This window comes from Streptomyces sp. AK02-01A (genome assembly GCF_033795305.1).
Lineage (GTDB): Bacteria > Actinomycetota > Actinomycetes > Streptomycetales > Streptomycetaceae > Streptomyces.
The window spans coordinates 73,275-91,773 of sequence record NZ_JARBAE010000033.1 but is presented as its reverse complement, the minus strand read 5'-3'; the positions used below and the strand labels follow the sequence as shown (position 1 = coordinate 91,773).

Here is an 18,499-nt window from a genome sequence, read left to right as displayed (position 1 = left end):
CCAAGAGGCCCTGCCTTCATGCCCGCGGCCGACGGCAACCACCCGATCGAGACTCCCGTTCGACGCACACCCCTCAAGATCGGAACGACAACAGCTACTGAGGGCTCCGGCACCGGGAGGGGCCACGGCTTGGCCAGACGCAATCTACGCGGTGGACTCATAACAGCTAAGAAGCCGTTGCTACCGCTCCTAACGGAATCAGCGGACGGGTCTTCGCCAGCCGATGAGGGCTGCGGCCATGTCGTCGCGAGTCTCCCAGCGGATGCGCGGATGGCGAAGGTTGATGGTGGCTCCCTCGCAAGTGCCGGCGCGCTCGCTCACCACGACAGGCCGACGCTCTGACCGGGACAAACGCGGGGCCTGATCCGCATGGCGGATCAGGCCCCGCGTTCTGGTGATCGTTCCGAACGATCTGGAGAAGATCTTGGTCGGTTTCTCCCGGCCGGACTCGAGTTACCTCGATCCGCAAGCGTTGGTGCCCGCTCAGTGGCAGACTCCCGCAGTGAAAGGGGAGGCTTCATGGGCTTCGGTTTCCGCGTCGGTGTACCTGGGCTGAGTGTGCGTGTCTCGACCCGAGGGGTCCGAACGTCGGTCGGGCCACGGATAGCCCGTGTCAATGTGGGCGGTGGTCGCACCACGCTCTCGTCCGGGATGGGGCCGGTCTATGCCTCCACCGCTCTGGGCAGCGGGCGGCGCCGAATCAGTACGAGCCGCACGACGCGTTCCGGCTCGCGCCCACGTGCCGCCGCGCCTTCGGCGGCACAACTGGAGCGGGTACGTCGGCAGGCCGAGAGAGCCCAGCAGGAGGAGGAACGGGATGCGGCCATCGCTCATTTGCGAGAGCTGCGGCGGCAGACGACCAGCGTGCATCTACAGTCGTTCCCTTCCGCCCATCCGCCAGTTGTGCCGGGTCCTCCGCAACTTGGACTGCCCTGGGCTCTCGCCGAAGCCAAGGCATTCCACCTGGCTGGCCTGGGCGTGTTCGCGCGTACGGAACGAGCGGAACGGAAGCGGCGGGCCGAGGAGGACGCGTCGGGTTATCTGGCGGCTGAGCAGGCTCGGCTGCGCGGCGTCCACGGGGAACTGGCCACCGAGGCGGATCAATGGTGGCAGACCCTCGTCGCGAACGACGAGGCGACCGTGTGCGAGACGGTCAACTACGCCTTCTCTGACAACCCCGCCGCAGGCTGCGCGGTCGGTGTCGACGGCTCAGTCATGTCCGTGGTCATGCGACAACAGGACATCGACTCTCTGCCCGACCAGACCGCAGGCGTCACCTCCAGCGGACGCCCCACACTGAAGACGCTGACCAAACGGGACCGTGCTCTGTGGTGGCTCACGGCAATGGGCTCGAACATCATCGCCACCCTGAAGGAGGGTTTCGCGGTCGCGCCCGGGATCACCGCGATCGACCTGGCGGTGATCACACGGATGCCGGACACCCAGCGACTGGGATTCGTGGCGTACGGACGGTGGACCCGCCAGGCAGTGGAGACCAACCCCTGGCGGCAACCGGAGGACGCTCTGCGGTTCATCGACATCGGCCAAGACGTTGCCTGCGCCGTCACCACGACCGCTTCCGGGAACCTGTCAAGCACCATCAAACCGCTGGACACCACTCGGCTACCCGGCCTGCAGAGCCTGATCGACCACGCCCAGGACGACGCGGCCTCCTCCGGTGATGCCACGCTGGCCAGTTTGGACGGCGACCTCCGCGCCAACGACCCGGCCGCCCACGGCACCCCGGTCCAGGATCACTACCGAATCCACTCCTTCGCCGAGTGGAAGAGCCGGACCGTCCCGACGCAGCACCCTGCTCCAACCACTCCGGCCCTGTCCGCGCCAACAGCATTGACACCTGGGCAGAACCTGGTGCTGCCCGAGGAAGCGTGGCAGGGGCTCCACATCGCGTTCACCTTTGCCGGCTCGGACGCGGACCTCACCCTCTTCCTCACCGATCACGAGAGCCGAGTCGCCTCCGACGAGGACTTCATTTTCTACAACCAGCCCTCCGGCGCCCATGGGGCGGCGCGTCTCCTGGGCAAGCAGAACGAGGGCATACGCACCGTCGAGCGCGCCGCTGTCCACCTTGCGGCGCTGCCCGAACACGTCCAGCGCATGACCATCGCGATCAATATGGACGTCGACAGTGGCCTGACGTGCGGCTCCCTCACCTACGCGGAACTCTCCATGGGATGTGCTACGGCCACCTGGACATTCCAGCCGTCCGCCGACCCGGCCATTCGCGCAATGGCCGTCGTGGAGCTCTATCGGCACAGGTCCGCAGATGGCCGACCTGTGTGGAAGCTGCGGGCGGTTGGGCAGGGCTGGGCCGACGGACTCGACGGCCTGGCCAAGGCGCACGGAGTCGACGTGGCGTAGCCCCGGCCGCCGGCCAAACGTCGAGCCCGCCTGACTCTGGTCCACGTCTCTTGGCCCCCTCTGAAAGGGGCCACCTGATTCGATTTCGAGGTCACTTCCAGAAAGATGCGGGAGAAGATCTTGAACAGCTTCACTGCGAGGGGGATCAGCCATGGCTGACCAGCACAACAGAACGTGCGGACGTCCGACCCGTTCGGGTAGCCCATGCAAGATCCGGATATCCGGATCGGACGTGGCCTGTGGCACGCACGCCACCGAGCAGGACAAAGCGGTTGCCGGAGCCCATCGCCGTGGTTGGCGCGAGGGCTGGGACTCGGGCCGCGAGAGTGGCGGCAACTCCTCAAAATCCCGGATCGAATGACTAGAACGTCGCGTGGAAGAGCTTGAGCGGCAACTGGATGATGCGCGGCGCGTGTACGAGGTCGAAGGCCACCAAGTCGTGGACGTCAGCGGATACGCGTACCGCTGGCGCGGGAGCAAGCCACTTGAGGTAGGCGACAGCGTGTTGTTGCCCGAGAACTACGTGAGCCGTATGAAGCACGGTCCCGGGCCCGCCGTCGGAGTGGTGACCAAGCTGGGCACCACGTACCACGGGCCCTTGACGGACATCGTCAGGCGAGCGCCGGAGACCGATGGCTGAGGCGTCGGGTACCACGAATCATCATGGGTCCATGAAGACGTGGTTCTGCAGGTACTGGGACGAGGAAGACACCTGTTCTACTTCGAGATCGACAATGACGGCTGGGTCACTGGGCAGGTCGAACTCCAAGGTCCCGAACTGCGGCCTGTCACCGCCGGCCGGGACACAGACACCGACATGAGGTACGGAATCACCGCCGAGTCCCCCGTGTCCGAGTGAGAAGACTATGGGCCGGAACCACTGACGGTTGAGCAGTTCGAAGGCATATGGGTCGCTGCTCGACACCAGCTCGCAGCGCGCTTCGTCTGAGTTGACTCGTTCCTTTCCGCCTCCTGTGGGGCTGGACTGTGGCGCGTCCGGCCCCACTGCCGAATCACGGCCGGCCGGGCGCTCGGCCCCTACCAAGCCCAGCGGCGGGATCCGCGCTGGGGATCACGGGTCGGGGACATTCTGAACTGGGTCGAACCAGACCGCGGCTGGGAGATCGCCAATCCCGAGTTGCCGGTTCGCGTCGCCCTCAGGGTTCTCAACCTCGTCGAAACGGGCCTTGTAAAGCATCAGTACGTCGGAGTCCTGGAAGAACACCTCGCAAAACATGTCGAGGTCATAGTCGTCGCGGTGAGCTGGCAGACTTTCACGCTCGTCGGCTTCCGGCGGCGCCACTGGAGATCGGCCGTGAAGGTCAGCGTCGGCAGGTAGGTGAACACTCCCCCAGTTCCCCTCACGATCCTCACGCACACACGAGGCCGTCGCCGATCCTCCGCGTCGTCGTATGCCTGGTAGGCAAGAATGCACAGCTCCAGGTGCAGGACGTCGGCGGTACGGGGGCTGACGCAGACACCACTCGTCCTCGCACTCCGGGTCCTCACGGTGTGGCGTCTCCGCTTTGAACGGTGCTGCGAATCCGGCAGCTCCTCTTCGCCGGGTTGCTCCTCTGAGAGGGCGAGCCGGCGCCGTCCCGCTCGGCCTGGCCACGTCAGCTACCGCTTTCTCATCGGTCCTCGCGCTGGCTGAGATTCAGTACGGACCTGGCCGGAGCAGCCAACACTCTGACCAGCACAAACACCAACTTCGTCAGTGACGATCTCAGCCGCACCCGGAAGGCCACACTCATTCAAGAGCCCCCAGCCGTGATGACCGTCACCAACCTCCGTGGACAGAACATCCAGGCCATGCGGTGACGAGCCAGTGGCATCGAATCAGCCGGCGAGGTTGCGCGTGAAGAACGAGAACCTCGCCAGCTTGGGGCACCACTGTTGGTAAATGGCTGTATCCATGATCACTGGAACGTCGACATTGATCTGCTCGATCAGTTCTGCGACATGATTTCCCACAGACACGTTATCGGGCATCCCGCGTAGTACCTCCGTGATCTTGGTGCTTGGTGACGCCGCTAGAACGGCACGGAATACATCACTGGAGTAATGTGGGCTCCCCACAAGCAGGGCCAGGAGGATCTGAACCACCTGATGCTCTCCCGGCATCTCTCCTTCCCCCTCAAATCTGGGCAGATCACTGCGCAATACGCCGATACGTGCCAGCCGGTAAAGATTCACCAGCTTCTTGGCTGCTCGCGGCGTCTGAGTGAGTACGCCGACCCGGGACATAAAAGCGATCTCTGCTGGTATGAGTTGCAACTGAACAGGGTTGTCAGCGGCCACGTCATCGTCATCAACCGCCGGAGTGGGTTGCTCTGGGTCGGCGGGAGCGCTTGGTCCGACTTCGGTGTCGACGAAACCGTCGACACCGGCACGGTACGAGGCGTTGGGGACTGCAGGGGTTTCCAGCAAAGTGGCGATAAGGCGTGCGATCTTCTCCGGTGTCGCAGGAGGGACGACGAAAGGAACCTGAAAAATCTTGTCCAGGTAATCCAGAGGCGTGGCGCTGTCCTGTGTGTCCGTGATGTATGCCGCACCTGATGAGTCGGTGAACAGTTCGCTGTAGTGGTGCTCGAGCGACTTGAGCAGCCAACGAGGGTCAACCGCTACGACCACGACGAACAGCGGTAGCGCGAGCATCAAGTGAACTGCGGCGAGGACCTCAACAACACGTGGCGGGGGGCACCGGTCGAGGTCATCGATGTACAGGATGATTCGCTCGAGCGGTGGCGGCTGGTTTGACTCGGTGCTTGACCACTCCGCATGGGCTTCACGGAGCTTCTCGTCAAGCTGAAACAAGTCCTGGTGCACAGTGCCCAGCAGGCCCCGACGCTCCTGGTAGGTGTCACCGCGCTCTGTGAGGAATCCCGAGAGGCGGACGGCCGCGTCTATCTCAGCGAGCTGGGCACGGGAGGTCGTGATCTCTCCGCGCAAGGTGCGCCGGCGCTCTTCCAACGAACTGCGGACCCTGCCTGTCAGGGAGACGCCTTCTGGGTGCCAGCGCCGCACCGCCATCCAGAGTGGCAAAACCGGCGCTGCGAAGGCGGCGAGGGCCGCAAGGAGAACTGGGAGCCATGCGGACAGCCAGGATCTGGTGAGCAGGACACCGCCTATGAGCGCCATCCATCCGAGAAGGTAGAGCCAAGCCTGCCTGCCATCGCGCGCGCCTAGGCGGACTGCGGTGTAGAGCAATCGGGCGCCTTCTACAGGAGAGCCGAGAAATCCGAGGAAGCCCCTGGGGCGGGCTCGCTCTGTGCGCGCCAGCTCTTTGTCGAGCTGTCGCTGTTCGGTCTCCAACTGGCGCAACTCCACGGTGAGTCGCTCGCGCTGTGCAACTGTTGGATCGGTGGAGGGAGCGTCAGGTTCTGGATCAGGGGCGAGAAAGCGGAACAGGTGGTCGACCAGCCCTGACCACACATGGTCGTCGCTGTAGTGCCAGGCGTTGAAGTGGACCTGCCGGACCGTAGTGTTGAATGCGCCGGATCCGCTGGGATCCTCCGCTAGTTCATCGACCCTCCGGCTCATCTGGTTGATGAAACTTGACTTGCCGGCTCCCCATTCGCCGAGGAGGGCTACCGCCAACGGCGGTGTGGTGATCTTCGCTATGGCCAGCTTCGCCAGCATGTCCACATCTGCCTCGTTGTCGAGGAGGTCGACAGGGCTGGCCGAATCACTGTGCAGTCCCGGAAGCAGCAGAGAATCCCTGATGCTGATACTTGCAAGCGCTGGAGGCGTCAGCGAGTAGTGCCGCTGCAGCAGATCCGACTCGTCCTGAGTGAAAGCTTGAAAGCGCATCACGTTGCGTGTTGGCTTCCAGCCCAGCAACTCCCGGACTTCTTCGATGGGGATGTCAAAGTCCCGAGTGGCGGAGAGGGCGTACATGTACTCCCAGGTGTCGCCACTCTCGGCGTCTGAACCCCACAGGCGCGCCGCGAGTTCTGGATTGCGCCAAGTCAGGGCGACCGTGCCTCCGAAGTAGAGACGCTTGTCACCGCTGAAGAAGACCCAGTCGCCTTGGGCCATCTTGCGGATCTCGGGGAGATTGGCCCCATTCTTCCCGGGCATGACGCCCCACATCTGGGCAGACCCGTTGGGAAAGAGTCGGAGGAGCGCGCTGAGCGTGGGGGGGTCCAACAGATCCGCATGCTGGCTGAAGACCACGGGGCGGGCAACAGTGTCCTGGAAGTGCCGCTCGACCGTCTTGTCCGAGCGCCGGGCCGGCTGCGCGAGAATCCGCACGGTGAGCTACTCCCCACAGTTCGTGTGCTTGTTCGCTCGCCCGTTGACGCGGGGCGTAGCGAAGTCCTGCGGTGTGGGGTCCCAGTCGCGCTCGCGGGCGATCTGCGTCAACGCGTCGCGGAGATCTCGGATCGGCATGGTTATATCTTTATCAGCTTTATCAGCCGCTGACTTCGACAACCGTGTCGGTCCTCCGAACTATGCTTCTCAAACGGCCAGGTGGTTGCTGCGAAGCTGAGGGCTGGTTCGAACCCAACGAACGAGGCACCAACGTTGTGCGGAAATGTTCATCGCGGACGCCTCTGGGGAGCCGTTTCCCGCCGCGAGTCCCACGACAACTGGGCCCGCAGATACAACCGGTCCGGCACACCGGAAGGGGACCGCCGTCCCAGTCCGCTCAGGTCGGGTAGTTCCACGTTCGTCTCACTTGTGCGCTGCAACCATCGAGCGGCCGGAAGGCCGGGTACGCACTCCATCGAGAACCCAGGGAGCGGATCTGTGTTCTCCCAGGGCCCCCGGGCCCGGTTCGTCGAGAGCAGTGCCCACGCGTCGGAGAACTTCCGCCTCCCCGAACGGTCTGACCGACTCCCCGGCATCCTGTGGCTTTCAGGGGGATGCCGATGCGAGCGGCTCCGCAGGCATCCCGCCCGGCACCAACAAACTGCTCCGAGGTGTCGTAGGGCAGCGCCAACCGCCACTGGTCCTTGCTGATGTCCGACATCCTGCGCCCGGCCTTCGCCGCGACCCACGGCAGATCACGGAAGGACGTCCCCTCCCGTACCAAGGCGCCCAGTGCAGCCCGTGCCACCACCCGGTCAGCCACGTACGCCGGCTACCAGCCCGGGAAGTAGGGCCAGTTCGAGTCGCAGGCTCGGGCACGTCGCCGGCAACGGGTCCGTAGGGCAGGAGCGCGAGCAGCCACGGCGTGAGCAACACGGCATACGGCAAACGACGCGAAGGCATCCATCGAGTCAGTACGGGCCTGCGGATCGCATGGAAAGCAGCCCACCGCAGCAACAGAGCAACGACGGCGGAAGCCGCCCAAATCGGCGAAAGCCCACCGCACCGCATAGGCGGCCAGGCCACACAGGAATCGAGATGGCTAAGGATTGGCCGAAAGCGTTTTGGTTGCCTTTTCTACCGCCGGGCCTGGATCAGCGCGTGGGTGCCGCTCGTGCGCCAGGCGTGGCCGGACCGTTCGAGGCTGTTCAGCGTCTGCCGCGAGAGGCCGACGACGACATCGGACTTCAGGGTGCGCAGTGATGCGACGGAGCCCGGGAAGTGTGCCGTGAGGTCCGCGAACGGGCTCGTCGCGTCCCACAGCCGGTCGCCCACCAGGCGGCGGTAGTTGAGGTCGCCCTTGAGGATCGTCAGCCCGGCGGTCGCGAAGTCGGTCCTCAGGTCCTCGGGCATCTCCTCGTACGGGAACGGTGCGCAGAAGAACGGGTGAGCGCGCACCTCCAGCCGGCCGGCCGCCATGGCCGCCCAGAGGCGCTTGCCGGTCTCGCCCGCCGCGCCGGGCGCGCGCAGGAGGCGGCGCAGGCAGTCGATGACGTCGGCCGTCGTCGCGTCGGAGACGAAGTACGGACCGGGTTTGACGTGGAGGACGACCCGGGCGGCGCGGCCGTGTTCGAGCAGGTGGTCGATGAGGATCAGGTCCGGGATCAGCTCCCGTCCCGCGTTGTCCGCCACCACGGCGACGGTGGCCGGCGCTCTCTCGGGCAGAAGCGACCACAGCATGGCGCTGTCGTCGGCGACCAGGCCGGGATCGGTGTCGCCGAGGTCCGGTTCCGCCGCCGAGACACGGAAGCCGAGGTCGGCCCGGTTTCCCCAGAGTGAGGCGTGCAGCAGGGCCGTTGCCCGCTCGTCGGCGGGCAGATCGGCGAGTGTGTCCAGCGCCTGGAGTTCCTCGTCCACGGCCGCGCCGCTCAGTTCGGCCTGCTTGAAAGGCGCGAAGGGATCGACGCCTCGCCATGGTCCCGCACCGAAGTATCCGACGGCGGCGAGGAGTTTGCGGTAGAAGTAGCTCTCGGCCCACAGGAACGGTACGTCGAACCACGATCGTCCGAAGTGCTCCCGCCCCCAGGCCGACCACTGGTCGTGGTCCTGGTCCGAGGTGTCGAGCGGTTCCACGACACCGTTGGTGATCTCCTCCAGCAGGATGTCGAGCGCGCGGTGCTGTCCGGGACCGTACGGAAAGGCGTCGCGCACCTGCCGGATCAGCGCCGGATGGCGCTTGTGCAGGACGCCCCAGGCGAAGGTGCCGGGCTCCGAACCCGAGATCGTCGGCGCGCCGGAGTCGTCGGCCGGGCCTTGGCTCCGACCGGCCGGGCTGTCCGAGGCGTGCGGGATCTTCGCGTTCATGGTGTCCAAGCCCTTCGCTTGTCGCTCATGTGTCCTGTCTCCGAAGCGATCTCCAGAGCGATCTCCGGAGCGATCTCCGTGGTCCCGGCTCCGTGGTTCCGGCTCCGTGGTCCCGGCTCCGTGGTTCTGGCTCCGGACCGGTACGAGCCGACGCGTGCCGGATCGATCTCGTCATCATCCTTGTCCATTCGCGTCCACTCACGTCCACTCGCTTGTCCACTCGAAGGCGTCTGTCGTCCTGATGATGGTCGGCGGGACAGCCCTCGGCGGGAGGCTCCGAGGTGTGCCGGCTTCGGTGGCCGGTTCTCCGTCCGCTCCCGGAACTGCCTCTGTGGATGCCACGGATGCTCGATACGATGTGGACCGGCTCACCGCATTGGCCGGCCTTTTGACGAGGAAAGGAATTCCGCATATGCCGACCGAGACCTTCGAGTTTCAGGTGGAAGCACGTCAGCTCTTGCAGATGATGATCCACTCGATCTACTCGAACAAGGATGTATTCCTGCGCGAGCTGATTTCCAACGCCTCTGACGCGTTGGACAAGTTGCGGCTGGAAGTCCTCCGCGACGAGGAGGCGCAGGAAGACGTATCGGATCTCCACATCGACATCGAGGTCGACAAGGAGCAGCGCACACTTACCGTACGCGACAATGGCATCGGCATGTCGCACGACGATGTGGTGCAGCTCATCGGGACGATCGCCAATTCCGGTACGGCGAAGTTCCTACAGGAATTGAAGGAAGCAAAGGACGCGGCGGCCTCCGAGGAACTCATCGGGCAGTTCGGCGTCGGCTTCTACTCCAGCTTCATGGTGGCCGACGAGGTCACGCTGGTGACCCGGCGTGCGGGAGAGAGCCACGGCACGCGCTGGGAGTCCAGTGGCGAAGGCACTTATACGGTCGAGCCGGTCGAGGACGCGCCGCGCGGCACCGCGGTCACGCTGCGGCTCAAGCCGGAGGACACCGAGGACCAGCTCTTCGACTACACGTCCGCCTGGAAGATCAAGGAGATCGTCAAGCGGTATTCGGACTTCATCACCTGGCCCATCAGGATGGCCGCCGAGGCCAAGGCCGAGGACGACGGCGCCGACCGCGAAATCGAGACGGTCAACTCGATGAAGGCGCTGTGGGCGCGGTCCAGGAGTGAGGTGACCGACGAGGAGTACAGCGAGCTGTACAAGCACGTCAGCCACGACTGGACGGATCCGCTGGAGACCATCCGCATGCAGGCGGAAGGCACCTTCGAATACCAGGCGCTGCTTTTCATCCCGTCCCACGCTCCACAGGACCTGTTCGCACAGGGCCACAAGCGCGGGGTTCAGCTCTATGTCAAGCGCGTGTTCATCATGGACGACTGCGAAGCGCTCATGCCTGAATACCTGCGCTTCGTCAAGGGCGTGGTCGACGCGCAGGACCTGTCGCTCAATGTGTCGCGAGAGATTCTCCAGCAGGACCGTCAGATCCAGTTGATGCACCGTCGTCTGGTGAAGAAAATTCTGTCGACGTTGAAGGACATGATGTCCGACAACCCGGACCGCTATGCGACGTTCTGGAGAGAGTTCGGCCGGGTCCTCAAGGAAGGGCTTCTCAGCGACTTCGAGAACCGCGACGCGATCCTTGGCGTCTCCTCGTTCGCCTCGACGCTGGACGCCGAGAAGCCGACCACTCTCCGGGATTATGTGGAGCGCATGAAGGAGGGTCAGCAGCACATCTTCTATATGACGGGCGAGTCGCGTTCCGCCATCGAGAGTTCGCCTCATATGGAAGCGTTCAAGGCCAAGGGCTTCGAAGTGCTGCTGCTGACCGATCCCGTTGACGAGGTATGGGTCGAGTCCGTGCCGGAATTCGACGGCAAGCCGCTGCAGTCGATCGCGAAGGGCGAAGTCGACCTCGACACCGAGGAGGAGAAGAAGGAGGTCGAGGCCGAGCGCGAGAAGCAGCAGCAGGACTTCGCCGGCCTGCTGAGCTGGATGACGACGCGGCTGAGTGAGGACGTGAAGGAGGTACGGCTCTCGTCCCGGCTCACCGTCTCCCCGGCCTGCATCGTCGGAGACACGCACGACGCGACCCCGGCGCTGGCGAACATGTATCGCGCCATGGGCCAGGAGGTGCCTCACATCAAGCGCATCCTCGAACTCAATCCCACGCATCCGCTGGTCAACGGATTGAAGAAGGCGCATGCCGAGCAGGAGGCCGACGGAGGACTGGCCGAGGCCGCAGAACTCCTCTACGGGATGGCGCTTCTCGCGGACGGCGGCGAGCTGAGCGATCCTTCGCGCTTCATCCGGCTGATGGCGGACCGGCTGGAACGCACTCTGTGAGCAGGCCCGAACGCAGCCGGTGAGCACTCGGGAACGCGCCCGGTGAGCGAGCCGGAACGCGGCCGGTGACCGGGCCGGCTCGGGACGCGGACCGTCGGTCGGCCCGCCTCCCGAGCGGCCCGGGACGCCTCGTCAGCCGCGTACCCAGCCCTGCAGCGGCGCGGTGGCGAGGGCCTCGTCCACGGTGCGCAGGGCCCGGGCGGCGGAGGTGTCGTCCGGAGTGGTGACGGCGAGGGTCGCGGAGCCGGCCGTCATGGTGGTCGGTCTGACCGTCCAGTCCCGCGGCAGTACCGAGACCAGGCGGACGACCGCGGTTTCCGGCGCGGCGGAGGGTGGAGTGTCCGGGGTCATACGAATGCTGACGAGGAACTGTGTGGGCATGGGAACTCCGGGGTTGGGAGCCGTGGTGGCGCGTGGACGTGGGTACGGCGATCAGCGGGTGGCCGCGGACGCCGGATTCACCGAGGCCGGCGGCGGTTTCGGCGCGGCGGTCGGCGCGGGTCGCGCGCCGTCGACCACCACACGGGAGACCGGCGTCGCCGGGAGATAGGGCAGCGCGCCGGTCCCGTCGCGGGCCGCGGTCAGCGCGGCCAGGACGCCGGCCGAGCCGGTGGCGAGATCCGTCGACAGCCTCAGCAGATGGTCGCCGAGGAAGCCGGTGGTCCCGCCCTCCTGCGCCACCGCGAACTGCTCCAGGTCCCTGGTCAGGACCCGGATCGCGCGCCGGGTCGCGTCCGAGCCGTCGTCGGTGTGCAACAGCGCCGCGAGTGTGCCCGCCTTGCCGGTGAAGAGGCCGCAGGCCGGATGGAACTCGGAGGTCAGATCGGTCAGCAGGGCGTCGTGCGCGGCGGTGAGCCGCGGATCTCGGCGGTGGGCCAGGAAGGTGTGGACCGCGATGGCCTGGCCCGCGCCGCCGTACGCCAGGTGATGCCCGTGCCAGGGCGCGGGAGGCGGAGTCTCCGGGCCGCCGGGCAGCCGGCCGGAGACCAGCAGGTCATGGCTGAGCGCCGCGTGCGCGGCATCGAGCAGATCGCGGTCCTGGCCATGGGCGGCGAGCAGGAAGAGCGCCTCGCCGGAGCCGCCGCGCAGCAGACCGGGGCGCCGGTCGGGAGAGTACGCGGCAGCGGCCCCGGCCTCGGCACGCGCGGCGAGCCGGCCGGTCAGCCCGTCCGCGAGTTCACCGGCGAGCCGGTGGGCCTCCCGCGCCAGCGAGCTGTCACCTCGGCGCTCGGCGAGATACAGCAGTGCCAGGCCGAGACCCGCCGTGCCGCCCGCGAGGCTGTGTTCCGGGCCCCCGTCCCGATGGCGTTCGAGCGGCAGAGCGAGGGCGCGTGCCAGCAGTTCGGCGGCCTCGTCGGGCCGTCCCAGGTCGTGCAGGACACAGGCGATGCCGGCGAGTCCGTCGTAGAGCCCGGGACGTGGAGAGTCCAGCCGCCGGGCGGCGGCGGCCAGCCAGTCGATGTGCTCCTCGGGAAGTGCGAGGCCCGCACGGTGCAGCGCCCACAGCACTCCCGCCGCGCCGTTGGCGATGTTCAGTCCGCCGTCCCGGTGGCTGAACTGGTCGGCGTCGCCGGGAAAGAGCCGGTCGGCGCGCTCGGGAGTGGCGGAGGCGAGGATGCCGGCTCCGATCCGTCCGGTGGAGACCAGCGGGTCGGCCGGAGGTGTCGCGGGAGCGAGGCCGAGGTCCTCGCGCACCTGGACGGCGAACCGCTCGGGCACCGGGAAGCGCTCGGTGATCCGGGCGATCAGCTCGTCGGCCCGCTGCGGCGACCAGGACAGCAGCGCGGTCAGCGGCAGGAAGGCGCTGAGGCGCAGACAGCCCAGCGCGTACCGGTCGACGGCCACGCCGGTGGTGCCCGCAGGCGCGGCGAAGCCCGGTGCGCCGATGGCCTGGCCGGTGTGGCCGTCGATGGTGCGGGTGGTCTCCAGGTCGATGAACGCGACGCTCCCGTCGGGCCGTATCAGCACATTGTTGGGATGCAGATCGCCGAAGACCAGGCCGCGCTCATGCATGGAGGTGACGGCGGCTTCGATCTGGTCGAGTACGTCCAGCGCCCACCGGGTGTAGTCGGCGACCGGCATGGCGGCGTGCCGGGCGGTGACGGCGTGGACCAGCGGATTGCGGGCGGTCACCTCCTTGCCGAGGGCCTCGCCGTCGACGTACTCCCTGGTCAGGAACCAGTGTTCGTTGCCTTTGCGCCAGTCGAGGACGCGCGGGAAGGCGGGCAGTCCGTCGAGCGCGGCCAGCGCGTCGTGCTCGCGGCGGAGCCGGGCCACCGCGTCGGCGCCCGTGTCGTCGAGACCGGCGTGCGGCCGGCCTTCCTTGACGAGCACCTGACGGCCGTCACGGGTGTCGGTCGCCCGGTAGACGCCGCCGCCGTTGGAGAAGTGCAGCGCCTGAGTGATCTTGAACGGGAACGCCCCGAGTCCGCCGCCCTTGTCGCGGTCCGCCAGCGCTCGCGCGATGAACGGCGGCAGGGACACCCAGGCCGGCGGCCGGAAGGCAGGACCGCGTACGTCGGGGACGAGTTGGCCGTCCGGATCCTCGATACACGGGACGGACTCTCCGGACGGTGCGCGGCCCAGGCGAAGCGTGAACGCGCCGTAACGGACATACAGCGGGCCGCTCCGCCAGCGCAGGTCGCTGAGGACGGCGGGGCCGGGACGGCCGCCGAGCAGTGCGTCCAACTCCACGAGCACGGAGTGCAGTTCGTCCTCGTCGCGCGGATAGACGGTGATGAACTTGCCGCTGCTCCCGCGATCCCCGTACTTGCTGTTGCGCAGCATGAGCATCCCGGGACTGGTGAGGAACTTGAACAGCAGTGACCGCTCGAAGCAGTAGGCGCGGACGGTGTCCAGCACCTCCGGTGCGCTCCCGGCGGTCGCCGAGACATGGATCTTCCAGCCCTGTGCGGGAAGCGCGCACTCCGCGGGAGTGAACACGGTCCACTCGCCCATCGGAGCGCGGGTCCAGCCGGAGGGCGGATCGGCCGCCGCGAGCGGAAAGGCGTCCGCGCCGGTGACGGCGGCGGGCCTGTCGTAGAAGGGAGTACCGGGCGGGCAGTGCGCGATATGACGCATGGACATGGCGGGCCTCCGGGCGGCGGAGCGGTCTGCGGGACGTCGGGTGACGGACGGCTGGATCAGGTGGGTCAGGGCAGCAGCGGGCCGAGATAGGAGACCGCGAACCACTTCCACAGCGGGTGCTGTCCGGCCCGCACCTCGGCGAATCCGGTCCGGTCCGGTCCGGCCGGCGCGGGCGTGGTGGTGGTGCGCTCCAGCGGGAAGGCCCGCATGGCCAGCCACGGAGTGTCATTGTCGACCGGGAGCATCGCGGTCAGCGGCGCGAGTGTGTCGTGTCCGACGGGCTCGCCGAGCCGCGCGGTGCCGACCTCGGGTCGGCTGAGCAGACCGGAGCGGCGCAGCGTCACCGTGGTGCCCTCGGTGAGTTCGAAGGCGGAGCCGCCTTCGGCGACCAGCAGGCTGAGGCTGCCGTCGCGATTGGTGGTGTAGCCGGCCGAGATGGTGGCCGGGATCTGTACGAGGGTCGCGGCGAGCCCGAGCGCGGTCGCCGTGAGCAGTCCGGCGGCGACGATACGGACCGGTCGGGCACCTGCCCGGAGCGCGTCACCGACCAGTGTGGTGGCGCCCTTGCCGAGCCGCCACAGCAGATAGCCGAGGCCGCACACCATCAGCACGGAGCCGACGACGCCGAGCCGCTGGAGGATCCCGGACCACAGTGTCAGCGCGGTCGACACGAGATAGAGCGGGAAGATCAGACAGGCGACGCCGTACGGCACGGCCCAGCCTCGGCCCGGCAGTTCGCGCTCGTAGCGGCCGCCGAGCAGCAGCCGGGCGATCCACCGGCGGGCGTCGGTCATGGACTTCTCCCGCAGATGCGAGATGTCGAGATGGCTCATGAGCGCGATGTAGCCGTCCAGCTTCACCAGCGGCACCAGGTTGACCAGGCAGGTCAGGTAGTTGACCAGGGAGACGAGCAGCAGAGTGTCGCGTACGGATCCGGCGGGCACGGCCGGAGCGGCGAGCGCGGCGGCGCCGGCGGACACGGCCTGTACGCCGATACCGGCGAGCGCGACCTGGACTCGTTGCCGGGGACTGGGCAGCCGCCAGCCGTCGGACACGTCGCAGAAGAACGCCGGCGACATGTAGAAGAGCATGAAGCCCATCCGGCTGGGCCGTCCGCCGTGGTGGGTGAGGACCGCGCCGTGCGCGACCTCGTGGACGGCGGTGGTGAGCACCACACCGAGCATCACCGAGGCGTACGCCCACAGCGGCATCGGGCGGCTGAGGGCCGCGCCGAGTGTGGCGCCGGAGGCGGCGAGCACCAGTACGCCGAGCAGAGCGACGACCGCCGCGCTGCCCACGACCGCGCGGTGGCCCAGCGGCCGGATCAGCGGAGTGAGGGCGCGGAGCATCCGCTCCGGCTTGAGCAGAGTGAACTGGATGGTCAGCGGTCCGGCGAAGCGGATCCGGCGGACTCGCGCGGTGGGCCGGCCGTCCTGGAGGAGCTGCGAGTCGGCGAGATTGCGGACCGCGCGGTCGATGTGGCCGGGAGTCCAGGGAGCGCCGAGCTCGGCGGCGAGCTGGTCGTGGTCGCGGCTGCCGTCGAGGAGGCGGACCATCCTGGCCAGGTCCTCGCTGGTGCGGAAATGCTTGTGCTCGCCTCGCTGGATGACCCAGGGAGCGTCCTCGGTGAGCGGCTCGTGCACGGCGACGTCGTCGGCGGCGCGGGGCCGCACCAGATCGGGTGCGGCGGCGGTCTTGGCAGGCATGGTGAGAGCACCTCGGATCAGTAGGTCGGTCAGACGATGTCGCGGGTACGGACCAGTCGGCGGCCGACGAGGAAGGCCGCGGCCAGCCAGGCGGCGATCACCGCGTACGCCCAGGGCAGGGAGAGCAGGTCGGGTTTGACGTCTCGGTAGACCGAGCTCATCGCGATGGTGAGCAGGAATTTGGCCGCGTCCGGCACCAGCCGCTGCAGCCCCGGGTCGACGGCGAGCGTGAGAGCGAGCAGTGTGGCGACGGCGCCGGTCTGGCTGCGTACGATCCAGCCGACCAGCGCGCCCCAGGGAGCGGCCAGCAGACAGCAGACGAAGACACCGGCCAGGATCAGCGCGGTCTCACCGTCCGCGGCGGCCTCAAGACCGAACGGCAGCGGACCGAGGAACACACTGGCGGTGCCGAGCACCACGGCGAACAGACCGAACACCGCGCCGGCGGCGGTGGCGACGACCAGCTTGGCTCCGAACAGACGCGACCGGGAGCCGGCCAGCAGCATGGAGCGGATCATGGTGCCGGAGGCGTAGTCGCGGGTGACGGCGACCGCGCCGAAGACGGACGACAGCAGGAACATCATCATCCAGGCGCGGGCGACGTCCTGGCCTACGGCGAGAGCGGTGGATCCGGACGCGATGGCCTTCTCGCCTTCGGAGACATATCCGAAGGTGGTGATCAGGCAGAGCCACGCGCCCGCGAGCGGCAGATACCACCAGGCACGTCCGGTCAGCGCCTTGCGGGCTTCACCGGCGATGAGGTTACGCACGGGTCTTGGTCCTTTCCGGGATGCGGGCGGCGGTCGGGTCGACCAGCTCGAAGAAGCGGTCCTCCAGGCGAGTGGCGCCGTGGCCGGTGAGATCGGCGAGCGTGCCCGCGTACCGCAGGGAGCGCTGGATGATCACCACGTCGTCGACGGTCTGCTCCAGCTCGGCGAGCTGATGGCTGGAGACCAGGACCGTGCGGCCCTGGCCGGCCAGGGTGCGCAGGGTGTCGCGCAGCCAGCGGATGCCGTCCGGGTCCAGTCCGTTGGCCGGTTCGTCGAGGATCAGCGCCTCGGGGTCGGCGAGCAGTGCGGTGGCCAGGGCCAGGCGCTGGCGCATACCGGTGGAGCAGTCCTTGACCGGGCGGTCGGCGGCATGGCCGAGACCGGTGAACTCCATGACGTCGTCGGCGCGTGCGGCCGGAAGTCCCAGGACGGTGCACCAGATGCGGAGTTCGCCGCGGACGGTGGCGCCGGGCACGCCGCCCATGCCGTCCATGCTGACGCCGATCCGGTGTGCGGTGTCGGAGAGTTCGGTGTACGGCTTGCCGAAGATGGTGGCGGTGCCCGCCGTCGGAGCGGCCAGTCCGAGAAGCATCCGCAGTGTGGTGGTCTTGCCGGCTCCGTTGCGGCCCAGCAGACCGGTGACGCGACCGGCGCGGATGTCGACGGTCAGGTGGTCGACGGCGGTGACGTCCTTGTACGTCTTGGTGAGGCCGTTCAGCGAGACGGCCGGGTCGCTGGTGCTCATCGCTGCCGCTCCTGTCGTGTCATCTCGGGCTCCTGCGTGTTCCGGTGGTGCTTGGCGGGTGGTGCTTGGTGGGAAGGGCTCTCGGCGAGGGCCGGGCCTCGGCCGGGACGTATCCCGGCCGGGCCCGGTCCACTCGAACGGTCCCGGCGGATGCCGGGGTGCGAATCAGGTGGCGACGATGACCGTGCTGATCGCGATGCCGATCGACACGCCCTCCCAGAAGCCCGGCGCCTCCAGCGCCTCCAGCTCCTGCAGACCCAGCTCCAGGCCCTGCGCATCCATCCCGACGACGTCCAACTGCTCGTTCATGACAACTCCTGTCTCGTGACTCATCTGTTGTGGTGTGGTGTGTGGTCGAGCGGTGGATCAGGTGGCGACGATCACCGTGCTGATCGCGATACCGATCGACACGCCCTCCCAGAAGCCCGGCGCCTCCAGCGCCTCCAGCTCCTGCAGACCCAGCTCCAGGCCCTGCGCATCCATCCCGACGACGTCCAACTGCTCGTTCATGACAACTCCTGTCTCGTGACTGACCTGTTGTGGTGTGGTGTGTGGTCGAGCGGTGGATCAGGTGGCGACGATGGAGACGAGCGAGATACCGACGATCACACCGCCGGTCGTCCACCAGCCCGGCGCCTCCATGACCTCAAGCTCCTGCAGACCCAGCTCCAGGCCCTCCGCGTCGACCGCGACCGTTTCGAACTGCTCGTTCATGACACTCTCCTTCTGACGATGCGATGTGGTGTGTTGTGCTGTGCTGTGCTGCGTTGTGTGTGGTCGAGCGGTGGATCAGGTGGCGACGATGGAGACGAGCGAGATACCGACGATCACACCGCCGGTCGTCCACCAGCCCGGCGCCTCCATGACC

At 67.3% G+C, this 18,499-nt stretch carries 15 protein-coding genes; 4 read left to right on the top strand and 11 right to left on the bottom strand.

What is annotated here, in order from left to right; all coding sequences use genetic code 11:
- Positions 1-903 precede the first annotated feature (903 nt).
- From PV679_RS26255 to PV679_RS26245, 3 genes are all read left to right on the top strand, one after another.
- On the top strand, positions 904-2,382 hold the full coding sequence (locus tag PV679_RS26255) for a TerD family protein (protein ID WP_319682867.1): 1,479 nt from the start codon (positions 904-906) through the stop codon (positions 2,380-2,382).
- Positions 2,383-2,755: 373 nt separating this feature from the next.
- Positions 2,756-3,022, top strand: coding sequence for a hypothetical protein (locus tag PV679_RS26250; protein ID WP_319682866.1), 267 nt, complete (start codon positions 2,756-2,758; stop codon positions 3,020-3,022).
- Between the two features lie 39 nt (positions 3,023-3,061).
- The gene (locus tag PV679_RS26245; RefSeq protein ID WP_319682865.1) at positions 3,062-3,241 is read left to right on the top strand and encodes a hypothetical protein; all 180 of its coding nucleotides are present in this window, start codon (positions 3,062-3,064) and stop codon (positions 3,239-3,241) included.
- A gap of 213 nt (positions 3,242-3,454) precedes the next feature.
- Here the strand turns inward: PV679_RS26245 and PV679_RS26240 are convergent, their stop codons facing one another.
- The 3 genes from PV679_RS26240 to PV679_RS26230 form a co-directional block, all read right to left on the bottom strand.
- A complete protein-coding gene (locus PV679_RS26240) occupies positions 3,455-3,760 on the bottom strand; it encodes a hypothetical protein (RefSeq protein ID WP_319682864.1) in 306 nt (101 codons plus the stop codon).
- Between the two features lie 461 nt (positions 3,761-4,221).
- Entirely contained in the window at positions 4,222-6,639 is a 2,418-nt protein-coding gene (locus PV679_RS26235; protein ID WP_319682863.1) for a P-loop NTPase fold protein, read from the bottom strand.
- Positions 6,640-7,776: 1,137 nt separating this feature from the next.
- Positions 7,777-9,003 (bottom strand): damage-control phosphatase ARMT1 family protein, encoded by a 1,227-nt coding sequence (locus PV679_RS26230; RefSeq protein WP_319682862.1) that lies wholly within the window; start codon positions 9,001-9,003, stop codon positions 7,777-7,779.
- Between the two features lie 412 nt (positions 9,004-9,415).
- Here PV679_RS26230 and htpG point away from each other — a divergent pair, with 412 nt between their 5' ends.
- The gene (gene htpG / locus PV679_RS26225) at positions 9,416-11,323 is read left to right on the top strand and encodes a molecular chaperone HtpG (protein ID WP_319682861.1); all 1,908 of its coding nucleotides are present in this window, start codon (positions 9,416-9,418) and stop codon (positions 11,321-11,323) included.
- A gap of 132 nt (positions 11,324-11,455) precedes the next feature.
- Here the strand turns inward: htpG and PV679_RS26220 are convergent, their stop codons facing one another.
- The 8 genes from PV679_RS26220 to PV679_RS26185 all read right to left on the bottom strand — a co-directional run bounded on the left by PV679_RS26220 (position 11,456) and on the right by PV679_RS26185 (position 18,345).
- Positions 11,456-11,704 carry a hypothetical protein gene (locus PV679_RS26220; protein WP_319682860.1) on the bottom strand — a complete coding sequence of 83 codons (249 nt, stop codon included), beginning with the start codon at positions 11,702-11,704 and terminating at the stop codon, positions 11,456-11,458.
- A 51-nt stretch (positions 11,705-11,755) separates the two neighbouring features.
- Positions 11,756-14,410 (bottom strand): class III lanthionine synthetase LanKC, encoded by a 2,655-nt coding sequence (gene lanKC, locus PV679_RS26215; protein ID WP_319682859.1) that lies wholly within the window; start codon positions 14,408-14,410, stop codon positions 11,756-11,758.
- Between the two features lie 65 nt (positions 14,411-14,475).
- Positions 14,476-16,116, bottom strand: a complete 1,641-nt coding sequence (gene mpaP / locus PV679_RS26210) for a daptide biosynthesis intramembrane metalloprotease (protein ID WP_319682858.1) — start codon at positions 16,114-16,116, stop codon at positions 14,476-14,478.
- Positions 16,117-16,145: 29 nt separating this feature from the next.
- Positions 16,146-16,886: an ABC transporter permease gene (locus PV679_RS26205; RefSeq protein WP_319682857.1), complete on the bottom strand. Its 741-nt coding sequence runs from the start codon at positions 16,884-16,886 to the stop codon at positions 16,146-16,148.
- On the bottom strand, positions 16,879-17,631 hold the full coding sequence (locus PV679_RS26200; RefSeq protein WP_319682856.1) for an ABC transporter ATP-binding protein: 753 nt from the start codon (positions 17,629-17,631) through the stop codon (positions 16,879-16,881). Before PV679_RS26200 ends, PV679_RS26205 begins: the two co-directional genes overlap by 8 nt.
- Positions 17,632-17,796: 165 nt before the next feature.
- Positions 17,797-17,940 (bottom strand): daptide-type RiPP, encoded by a 144-nt coding sequence (locus tag PV679_RS26195; RefSeq protein WP_319682855.1) that lies wholly within the window; start codon positions 17,938-17,940, stop codon positions 17,797-17,799.
- 57 nt (positions 17,941-17,997) lie between these two features.
- Positions 17,998-18,141 (bottom strand): daptide-type RiPP, encoded by a 144-nt coding sequence (locus PV679_RS26190; protein ID WP_319682855.1) that lies wholly within the window; start codon positions 18,139-18,141, stop codon positions 17,998-18,000.
- Between the two features lie 57 nt (positions 18,142-18,198).
- Positions 18,199-18,345, bottom strand: a complete 147-nt coding sequence (locus tag PV679_RS26185) for a daptide-type RiPP (protein WP_319682854.1) — start codon at positions 18,343-18,345, stop codon at positions 18,199-18,201.
- Between the last annotated feature and the right edge of the window lie 154 nt (positions 18,346-18,499).

What these genes read in the sequence shown, in the direction of transcription:
- htpG (WP_319682861.1), top strand. Translation starts at nt 9,416, where the DNA reads ATGCCGACCGAGACCTTCGAGTTTCAGGTGGAAGCACGTCAGCTCTTG.
- PV679_RS26220 (WP_319682860.1), bottom strand. Translation starts at nt 11,704, where the DNA reads ATGCCCACACAGTTCCTCGTCAGCATTCGTATGACCCCGGACACTCCA.
- PV679_RS26190 (WP_319682855.1), bottom strand. Translation starts at nt 18,141, where the DNA reads ATGAACGAGCAGTTGGACGTCGTCGGGATGGATGCGCAGGGCCTGGAG.
- PV679_RS26185 (WP_319682854.1), bottom strand. Translation starts at nt 18,345, where the DNA reads ATGAACGAGCAGTTCGAAACGGTCGCGGTCGACGCGGAGGGCCTGGAG.
- PV679_RS26195 (WP_319682855.1), bottom strand. Translation starts at nt 17,940, where the DNA reads ATGAACGAGCAGTTGGACGTCGTCGGGATGGATGCGCAGGGCCTGGAG.
- PV679_RS26200 (WP_319682856.1), bottom strand. Translation starts at nt 17,631, where the DNA reads ATGAGCACCAGCGACCCGGCCGTCTCGCTGAACGGCCTCACCAAGACG.
- PV679_RS26230 (WP_319682862.1), bottom strand. Translation starts at nt 9,003, where the DNA reads ATGAACGCGAAGATCCCGCACGCCTCGGACAGCCCGGCCGGTCGGAGC.
- lanKC (WP_319682859.1), bottom strand. Translation starts at nt 14,410, where the DNA reads ATGTCCATGCGTCATATCGCGCACTGCCCGCCCGGTACTCCCTTCTAC.
- mpaP (WP_319682858.1), bottom strand. Translation starts at nt 16,116, where the DNA reads ATGCCTGCCAAGACCGCCGCCGCACCCGATCTGGTGCGGCCCCGCGCC.